The sequence below is a fragment of the Candidatus Eremiobacteraceae bacterium genome (genome assembly GCA_035314825.1).
Lineage (GTDB): Bacteria > Vulcanimicrobiota > Vulcanimicrobiia > Eremiobacterales > Eremiobacteraceae > JAFAHD01.
Window position 1 is genome coordinate 128,638 of record DATFYX010000044.1, and the last position, 8,810, is coordinate 137,447.

8 protein-coding genes and 1 tRNA gene are annotated in these 8,810 nt (G+C 62.4%); all 9 read right to left on the bottom strand.

What is annotated here, in order from left to right; genetic code table 11:
• Positions 1-5 precede the first annotated feature (5 nt).
• Complete coding sequence (locus VKF82_06360; protein ID HME81683.1) at positions 6-1,652, bottom strand: peptide ABC transporter substrate-binding protein; 1,647 nt, start codon at positions 1,650-1,652, stop codon at positions 6-8.
• A 74-nt stretch (positions 1,653-1,726) separates the two neighbouring features.
• Entirely contained in the window at positions 1,727-2,203 is a 477-nt protein-coding gene (locus VKF82_06365; GenBank protein ID HME81684.1) for a CoA-binding protein, read from the bottom strand.
• Entirely contained in the window at positions 2,200-3,519 is a 1,320-nt protein-coding gene (locus VKF82_06370) for an O-acetylhomoserine aminocarboxypropyltransferase/cysteine synthase family protein (protein ID HME81685.1), read from the bottom strand. The genes VKF82_06365 and VKF82_06370 overlap by 4 nt, the downstream gene beginning before the upstream one ends.
• An 86-nt stretch (positions 3,520-3,605) precedes the next feature.
• A complete protein-coding gene (locus tag VKF82_06375) occupies positions 3,606-5,681 on the bottom strand; it encodes an EAL domain-containing protein (GenBank protein HME81686.1) in 2,076 nt (691 codons plus the stop codon).
• A gap of 132 nt (positions 5,682-5,813) precedes the next feature.
• Positions 5,814-6,344 (bottom strand): hypothetical protein, encoded by a 531-nt coding sequence (locus tag VKF82_06380; GenBank protein HME81687.1) that lies wholly within the window; start codon positions 6,342-6,344, stop codon positions 5,814-5,816.
• Positions 6,345-6,397: 53 nt separating this feature from the next.
• A tRNA-Thr gene (locus tag VKF82_06385) sits at positions 6,398-6,470 on the bottom strand.
• A 138-nt stretch (positions 6,471-6,608) separates the two neighbouring features.
• The gene (locus VKF82_06390; protein HME81688.1) at positions 6,609-7,337 is read right to left on the bottom strand and encodes a site-specific integrase; all 729 of its coding nucleotides are present in this window, start codon (positions 7,335-7,337) and stop codon (positions 6,609-6,611) included.
• A 138-nt stretch (positions 7,338-7,475) separates the two neighbouring features.
• Complete coding sequence (locus VKF82_06395; protein HME81689.1) at positions 7,476-8,204, bottom strand: hypothetical protein; 729 nt, start codon at positions 8,202-8,204, stop codon at positions 7,476-7,478.
• A 139-nt stretch (positions 8,205-8,343) separates the two neighbouring features.
• Positions 8,344-8,810 (bottom strand): hypothetical protein (locus VKF82_06400; GenBank protein ID HME81690.1); only part of this gene is annotated, 467 nt, incomplete at its 5' end.

Sequence of the window (8,810 nt, forward strand, 5' to 3'; positions counted from 1 at the left end):
AGCGATCAGATCGAATACTCCCACGTGTTCCAGAATTGGGTGACGGCGTGCGCCGGCTTATAGCCTTTGAAGTCCACGCTCCCGATGTCCAGGCGGCGGTAGAACCAGTTGATGATCGCGGGCTGATCTTCGGCTAAGCGCTCGGCGATCGTGTAGTAAGCTTTCTTGCGCGTGGGAATGTCGTAGTGGGTCAGCGCGATCTGCTCCGCGGCGTCGATCTGCGGATCGCAGAGATGATACGTGTTCTGGCCTGCCGGCGGGATCTGATCGCACATCCACAGCGTCGAATTGTCCGGGTCGACGCCGTTGTTCCATGAGTAGATGCCGACGTCGAATTTGCCCGTTTGCAGGATGCCGCCGGCACCGTAGCTTGCGAAGAGCTGCGGCGAGAGATAGTTCTTGATCGCCACGTCGACGCCGACTTTGCGCCATTGCGCCTGGACGACTTCTTCAAGCTTCAGACTGTCAGCCCGTCCGGTCGCCCCGGTGAACTGGATGCTCAGCTTTTCGCCCTTCGCGTTGTAGCGATAGCCATCGGGTCCGAGTTTCCATCCCGCCTCATCCAGGAGCTTGCCCGCCATGGCGACGTCATACGGATACTTCTTGACGTTTGGATCGTAGGCCCACAGGAACGGCGGCTGATCGGTGGATGCCGGGATGTTCACGCCGAGCGTCACCTTTTGGATCAGCTCCTCGCTGTCGGTCGCGTACGTCAACGCCTGGCGGACCATCTTGTCTGACAGCGTCGCCACGCTCGTGTTGAAGCCGAGTTCGCCGTACTGCGTGAAGGGCGTCAAGTAGACGACCGTGCCCGGGATATTCTTGAGCTCGGGATACTGCGACGCAGAGGCGTTGTAGGTGAAGTCGATCTCGTGCGTCTGCAGCTGCGTCAGCAGCGTGTTCTCGTTGGGGATGATGTGGTATTCGACTTTTTGCAGCTTCGGCGGCCCGCGCCAGTAATTGGGGTTGGCGACCATCGTGATCAGGCTGCCCTTCTCCCAGTCGGTGACGATGAACGGCCCGGTGCCGACCGGCTTGTTGTTGTACGCCACCTTGTTGATGTCGGGATATTGGGAAAGCAGGTGCTTAGGCAGGATCGGATACGGGTTCGCCGACATGCTGAAGAACGTGGCGACGAACGGAGCGAAACGCTTCTTGAGATGGACGACGATCGTGTATGGATCTTTCTTGTCGATCGCCGCGATGATATCGTAACCGACGCGGCTGCCGACGTTGTTCTTGGGATTCATCACCTGCTGCCAGGTGTAGATGACGTCGTCGGCGGTGAATTCCGGGCCGTCCTGCCATTTGACGCCTTTGCGCAGATGGTACGTGATCGCCAGTCCGTCTTTGCTGATGCCGCCGTTGTCGAGTGTCGGCTCCTCCGTCGCCAGCTCGCCGATGAACTTGTTCTGGTCGGTCCAGTTCAGCAGATAGCCGCCCCAGAACATCGAGAGGTCCACTTCGGTCTGCAGGTTGCCCACGACCGGGTTCATGGTGTCCGGCTCTGAATTGTTGCCGATGCGCAGCACGCCAGGAATGGTCTGGCTTTGGGGCCCGCCGGACGTCGACGTGCTGACCTTCGTGCAGCCGCTCAGCGCGCCGGCCAAGAGAACAGCGCAAAGCGCCAAGGCGAACAGATGACGATGCATGATCAAACTCCCCATGGAGCGGTCGAATGACCGGCGGTTGGAGCGGTCGAATTTATTCGACCGACGGTCTGGTGTCATAACGCCCGCCGTTTAGACGTCAATACGCCTGAGTTCATACCGCTGACGGTCAACCCGCCCGCAAAACGCGCGTGCTCGACCTTCATGCAGCGATCGACGACGACGTCCAGCCCAGCCTGGTCGGCGATCTTGATCGCCTCGTCGTTGATGACGCCGTACTGGAACCAGATCGCCTTGGCGCCGGCCGCCACCGCGTCGCGCGCGACCTGCGGCGCGTCGGCCGGCTTGCGGAAGACGTCGACGATATCCGGCGGCCCGTTCTCGGCGGCGTACGCCGCCAGCGTCGGGTAGCTCACGATGCCGTCGACGTCGCTGTACGCCGGGTTGACCGGTCGGACGTCGAAGCCGTGCGTGTTGAGATACCGGAAGACGAAATAGCTGGGGCGCAACTGATTGGCGCTCGCGCCGACCATCGCGACGTTGTGCGAGCGATCCAGCAACGCGCGCCGCTGTTCGGGCGACTCGAGGATCACAGCCCGGCTCCCGCTTCTGCCAGCGCGACGCTCTGCGCCGCCGCTAGACCATTTTCGAGATCCCAGATGAGATCGTCGACGTCCTCGAGCCCGACCGACAGGCGCACCATATCGGGCGTGATGCCCGCAGCGACGAGCTCCTCGTCGCTCAGCTGCTGATGCGTGGTCGATGCCGGATGGATGACCAAGCTCTTGGCGTCGCCGACGTTGGCGAGGTGGCTCCACAACCGCAGCGAGTCGATGAACTTCACGCCGGCTTCGCGCCCGCCGCGCACGCCGAAGGTGAAAATCGAGCCGGCGCCGTGCGGCAGATAGCGCCGCGCCATCGCGTGTTGCGGGCTTGACGGCAGGCCGGCATACTTCACCCAGGCCACGCCTTCGTGCCCTTCGAGGAACTCGGCGACGCGCACGGCATTCGCGACGTGCCGGGGCATGCGCACTGCAAGGGTCTCAAGACCGAGGATCAGCAGCCAGGCGTTCATCGGCGACATGCAAGCGCCGATGTCGCGCAGCACTTCGAGCCGCGAGCGGCACAGAAACGCGAACTCGCCGAACGTCTCGGCGAAGCTCATGCCGTGGTAGGCCGGGCTTGGCGCTGCGATAAGCGGATGCTTGCCGGCGTTCCAATCGAACTTGCCGGATTCGACGAGCACGCCGCCGATCAGCGTTCCGCTGCCGCTCAAGAACTTGGTCGCCGAATGCAGCACGATATCGGCGCCGTGCTCGATCGGGCGGCATAGATACGGCGAGGCGAAGGTGTTGTCGACGATCAGCGGCAGGCCGGCGCCGTGCGCCGCGGCCGCCAACGCATCGAGGTCTGCGACGTTGCCGAGCGGGTTGCCGATCGTCTCGACGTAGAACGCTTTGCTGTTGGGACGCACGGCCGCGCGCATGCCCGCAGGATCGCCGTTAGGCACGAAGGTGACGTCGATGCCCATGCGTTTGAGCGTGACGGCGAACTGCGTCACCGTGCCGCCGTACAGATTGGACGAGGCGACGATGTGGTCGCCCGCTTGCGCCAGCGTCAGGATGGCGAGCAGCTGAGCCGCCTGACCAGACGCAGTCGCCACCGCCCCGAGGCCGCCTTCAAGGCTTGCGATCTTCTCCTCGAATGCCGCGACGGTCGGGTTGGATATGCGCGAGTAGATGGTGCCGTAGCTGCGCAGCGAGAACAGCTCGCGCGCGTGCTCGGCCGAGTCGAAGACGAAGCTGGAACTCATATAGAGCGGTGCCGCGCGGGCGCCGGTCGCGGGATCGGGCGGAGTGCCCGCATGCAGCGCGCGCGTCGAAAAACCGAACTGTCGGTCCTTATGCATTGGCCGGGGGTCTCCCAGAAATCAGTCTAAGGCGTGGGAGCCGAAAAGCTTCCATGCACCGGATATTTTTCCTGGAAAACCGGTTTTCAGACTGCGTCGGTCTGCGCGGCTGGCCTTTGCTCGAGCAGGCGTTGCAGTTCGGAGGCGGGCAGCGGCGCGCTCAGCAGGTGCCCCTGGATCTCATCGCAGGTCAGCCGGCGCAGCGCGTCGCGCTGGATGAGGGTCTCGACGCCGACCGCGACGACCTGCAGCCGGCGGTTGTGGGCCACCGTGATCATCGCGCCAACGATGGTCGAGTCGAACGAATCGCTTTCGATGGTGCGGATGAACTGGCGGTCGATCTTCAGCGACGACACCGGGAGCTGTTTGAGGTAGGCGAGCGAGCTGTAGCCGGTGCCGAAATCGTCGATGGCGGTGCGCACGCCCATGGACGCGAGCTGGCGCATGATGCGCACGGAGCGCTTGACGTCGGCCATGATGCCGGTCTCGGTGAGCTCGATCTCGAGCGACGAGGGCTCCAAGCGGGTCGCGCGCAGCACGCCCGCGATCATCTTGATGAAGTGCGGCTCGGCGAACTGGCGCGGCGAGATGTTCACGGTGATGCGCGCCGGGGCGACGCCCTGGCGTTGCCAGTTCTTCATCTGCTCGCACGCGGCACGCACCGCCCAGGCGCCGATCGGCACGATCAACCCTGCATCCTCGGCGATCGCCGTGAAGTCGTCGGGCAGCCTCAAACCCAGCGTGGGGTGGCGCCAGCGCAGCAGCGCTTCGGCGCCGACGATCTGACCCGTGCGCAGCGACGCGATCGGCTGGTAGTGCAGCAAGAACTCGTCGCGACGCAGCGCGTTGCGCAGCTCGTTCTCGAGCGACAGCCGCTTGACGGCGACCGCGTGCATCTCAGGCGCGAAGAACTGGAAGTTGTTGCCCCCGCGGTCCTTGGCCTGGTACATCGCCGTGTCGGCGTTGCGCAGCAGCGTTTCAACGTCGTGGCCGTCCGCGGGATACATACTGATGCCGATGCTGGCGGTGGTGAACAGCTCGTGGCCGGAGACGACGTACGAGCGGCCGGTCTCGTTGACGATCTTCTGCGCGATCTTCATGGCCGCTTGCGAGTTGGGCAGATCGGTCAAGACGATGATGAACTCGTCGCCGCCCAAGCGCGCCACGCAGTCCACTGCGCGCACGCTGCGTTTGAGCCGGCCGGCCACCGCCTTGAGCAGCGCGTCGCCGATCGAGTGGCCGAGCGTGTCGTTGACGTTCTTGAACCGGTCGAGGTCGAGGAACAGCACCGCCGTCGGCCGCTTGTGGCGGTCTGAATATGCGATCGCCTGATTCGCGCGGTCGGCGAGCAGCGTGCGATTGGGGAGCTCGGTGAGCGAATCGTAATGGGCGTGGCGCGCGAGCTGCTGCTCCGTCTCTTTGCGCTCGGTGATGTCGATCATCGTGCCGACGCTGCGCAGCGGTTTGCCGTTGCGGTCGAAGAAGAAATCGCCACGCTCTTGGACCCAGCGCACGGTGCCGTCGCGGCGAACGATGCGATGGTCGATATTGAACGGTTCGCGTAGGCGCTTGGATTCCTCGGTCGCCCGCCGCACCGCGGCGGCGTCGTCGGGATGGTCGAACTGTGCGAACGGGACCGGCTTGTCGGTGCCTTCGGTCATGCCGTAGATGCGGTAGATCTCCTCGGACCAGTGCACGTCGCCGGTGACCAGGTCCATCGACCAGCTGCCCAGATGCGCGATCTGCTGCGCCTCGGCCAGCGTCGCGCGGCTTTGCCGCAGCGCTTCTTCTGCCGCGGCGCGATCGGTGACGTCGCGGAAGCTCCAAACGCGGCCGCTCGGTTCGCCGTCGATGAACTGCGGGATCGAATAGCGCTCGAAGATGCGCCCGTCGATGAAATGCAGCATGTCGAAGCTCTCGGCGTGCGGGTCGGCGTACAGCTCGCGCACCTTGCTGATGAACGCGTCGGGATTCTTGAGCTGGCGCATGACATGGGAGATCGCGCGCTCGTCGTCGCCCGCCTCGAGGATGTTCTCGGGGATGCGCCACATCGACGCAAAGCGTTTGTTGTAACGGGCGATCTTGCCCGTGCGGTCGACGACCAATATGCCGTCGGCCGTCGCCTCCAACGTGGCGAGCAGCATCGATCGCTCAGCGGCCAAGGAATTGGTCGGAATCGGCGCTCGCCTCCCTTCTATGAAGAACTATCGTCTATTCTCGGGAGGGAACGCCTATCATGTGGGAAGATGTGCGGGCACGTTTGGACTGTGAACGGCGTCACAGCCCTCGAGCGCTTACTTGGCGGTGAGCTCGGCCTTCACCGTAGAGTCGAACGGCCGGCCATAGACATCTCGTTCGAAGTGGTCCACGATGGTTTCGGCGAGCGCGACCAGCACCGGGGAAGTGTCTGCCGTTTGGCCCAGCTTCACATGCTCGACAAAGCTGAGCGTGATTGTCATCGGGACGGTGCCGAACCCCAATCTCATGGGGACGTTGTCAAGCTCCCCGTGGACCTCGATGGTAGCGACCCCTTGGTCGACGCCGGTGAGCGACGCGGCGACCGGCACCGGGAACGTCTGATCCTGGACGAGCACGTCCACCGAGGATTGCCACTTGTTCCCGGCTTGCAGGCCGGGAGCGTCCGCGACGGTCCGTTGGCCGCCGCGTAGCGCGTAGCCTAGCGTGGCCACGCCGGCATTGGCGTAATCGACGTCGAAATCGCCGCCCGTTTTGGGCAGGGTCGTGAGGGTTCCGGAGCTCTGGGTGGCCTGCGGCCTACAGTCGCACGAATACGTCACGTCGTATTGCGCAGGAGCAACTTGCAAGACCAATGCGCTTAACGCGGCTATCAACATCTTGTCCTATGGGTTTGCGACAAAGCCGACGGTCAGGCTCGAACTGACGACCTGCGGTTTACGAAACCGCTGCTCTACCAACTGAGCTACGTCGGCGTGTTGTCTGCGACGCCCATCGCGTAAGGCTTTGCGCTCGTGCTACGGTTCTTAACCTTGTTCGGTCTAGCCGCCGTGGTCACGAAATGGTCACGAACGACTGCAAAACGGACTCGAAAGGCCATTTTCTTAACGGCCTTACGACGCGCCTGCTAAAGCCTGCTGCAACGCTTTGGCCGCCGTGTCCTCAGCCGACGGCAGCTGGTGGCCGTACACTCGCATGAGCATGGCTGTGTCGTGCCCCAGGATCGCCGCTAGTGTCGTGATTGGCACACCCGCCCGCAGTGCCAAACTTGCGAACGTGTGGCGCAGCGTGTGGATATGCACTCCAGCGTCGAGCCCGGCCCGCTTTGCGATCCCCTTGAATAGCGTGGCGTGGCTGCTGAGTTTCCACGGCCGGCCTATCTCATCCGCAAACAAGAAGCCCCGGTCGAGGTACAACGGTCCCTTTGCGAGCCGGTGCGACGCCTGCATCGCCTTGTGAGCGCGCAGCGCCCCGACCGCTGCCGGAGGCAGCACGATTGTTCTTCGGGAGCGTTCACGCTTCGGCTCGGCTAGCGTGCCGTCGTCGGCCAGACTATGCGCAATCGTGACTCGCGCTGAGTCAAGGTCCACGAACGGCCACGTCAAGGCGAGCAATTCGCCTCTTCGCGCTCCAGTGTAGAGCGCGAGCGTCACGAATGTATGCAAGCGCGTTCCCTTCGAAGTCTCAAGTAGCCACTTCGCCTCCTCCTCGTTTAGCGTACGCTGCTCGACACGAGGCACGCGAGGCAGCCGCTTGTTCATGCCCGCCGCAGGATTGCGTTCGACAATCCCGCCTTCGAGGGCGTCGGCGAACATGGCGTGCACGGTTCTGTGCGCGTGCACGCCGCAAAAAGCTTATACCGGATCCAGCAATCCGGCATGGGGATTGGTGACGGTTGGGCAGTGCCTCCCTGATGCGTCGTCGCGGATGCCGATAATCCGAATTCGGGCCAGCTAGGGGGCCGACGGGGCTTCATTTGTCTAGGGAGTACAGACGGTCGCCCCGGCGGCCACATGCTCGCCGATCAACGGATGTGAGTGGCCCGCCGGACAGGGCGCCATGAGGACCTTAGCGATATCCTCCGGCACATCATACTGCCTTTCCAAGCCTTCCACATCCAGGGCACCGCCGCCGGACGTCAACCGATTCCATCGGCCATCCCACTTGACGGCTGCGATTGCTCCGCCGCCCTCGCCGCATTCCAAGCCTCCGACGGCGTAGTCTCCATATATCATGAACCATTGGATCTCAAGCTTTCGGCAGCCGCGGACGGCGGTAACGGTTAGCGTGACGAGCTGCTGCACGTTCGTTGGTCCGGCCCCAGGCGCTGCAGTTGAGATCGAGGCCGAGCCGGCATCGGCCCTAATCTCGTTGTTAAACGTAATGCCGCTGGCCTGTTTCACCTCGGTGTACTTGCCATGAACCGCAAGGAGCTCACCTTCGTAAATCGTCGGATCCCCGAACAACAATACCCTAACGCAACGTCTGTCACAGAGGTCAAAAGTATCGATATAGTCTCCTCGCACCGAGACTGTCGCTTGAATACGTTCAACTGTGCCGGCCACTATCAGGTGTTGGCCGTCGTATTTGCCGGGATTCGCTAGAATTGCGCTCGGGGTAGTGTATGGATCGGCCTTGGCCTCAAATGTGCCTTGGGAAAATATGATGGCAACAAGGAGACTCAAACATACAATAAGGCGAGAGCGCATAAGACTCGGCTCCAATCGGTCCCCTAACGTCTACTTCGAGGTCGCTTCGAGGTCTCATACTCAGCGCTGCTTCACGCACCGTCACAGGGCCTGCAGTCGAAGCGTGTGGACGTATTAGAAGACGCGGAACTTCAGTACGTCAACGCGTGGCGAATTCGACTTCATCGTCTCCTGCATAACGCGCCGCGTCGAGCACTCTGATGGTTGAGCTCCAGGGCGCCTCCCTATCGCAAAAGAGCGCTATTCTCGTTGGGTAACCGTGGCGCTTATGAGCCTGAATCGCAATCGCCATGTCGTCGTAAATGTGGCGTGGGCTTGTCGTTATCCCATCTATCCTTATTTCGCCAGCTCTCGTGATCTTGACGACGATTTGGTGGGGCACGCCTTTGAACGGATTGAGCTCCTTTTGGAATCCAGGCGGTCCAGGCTGGTCCAAGAATCCGGAACAATACCACATCAGGAATACAAATAAGCATGTGAAGGGCGCCATTTGAATCTCCGCGAGCGTGTCCAATCCAAGCGGGGCGACGCGGAGAGTACCGGGGGCTCTATCGACTCCTACCATCTCCAATAATACCCATAGCCTCCGAAGAACATGAAAAACCA

Bases quoted from the DNA above. Each gene is read 5' to 3' on its own strand.
- VKF82_06395 (HME81689.1), bottom strand. From the start codon at position 8,204: ATGCGCTCTCGCCTTATTGTATGTTTGAGTCTCCTTGTTGCCATCATA.
- VKF82_06360 (HME81683.1), bottom strand. From the start codon at position 1,652: ATGCATCGTCATCTGTTCGCCTTGGCGCTTTGCGCTGTTCTCTTGGCC.
- VKF82_06370 (HME81685.1), bottom strand. From the start codon at position 3,519: ATGCATAAGGACCGACAGTTCGGTTTTTCGACGCGCGCGCTGCATGCG.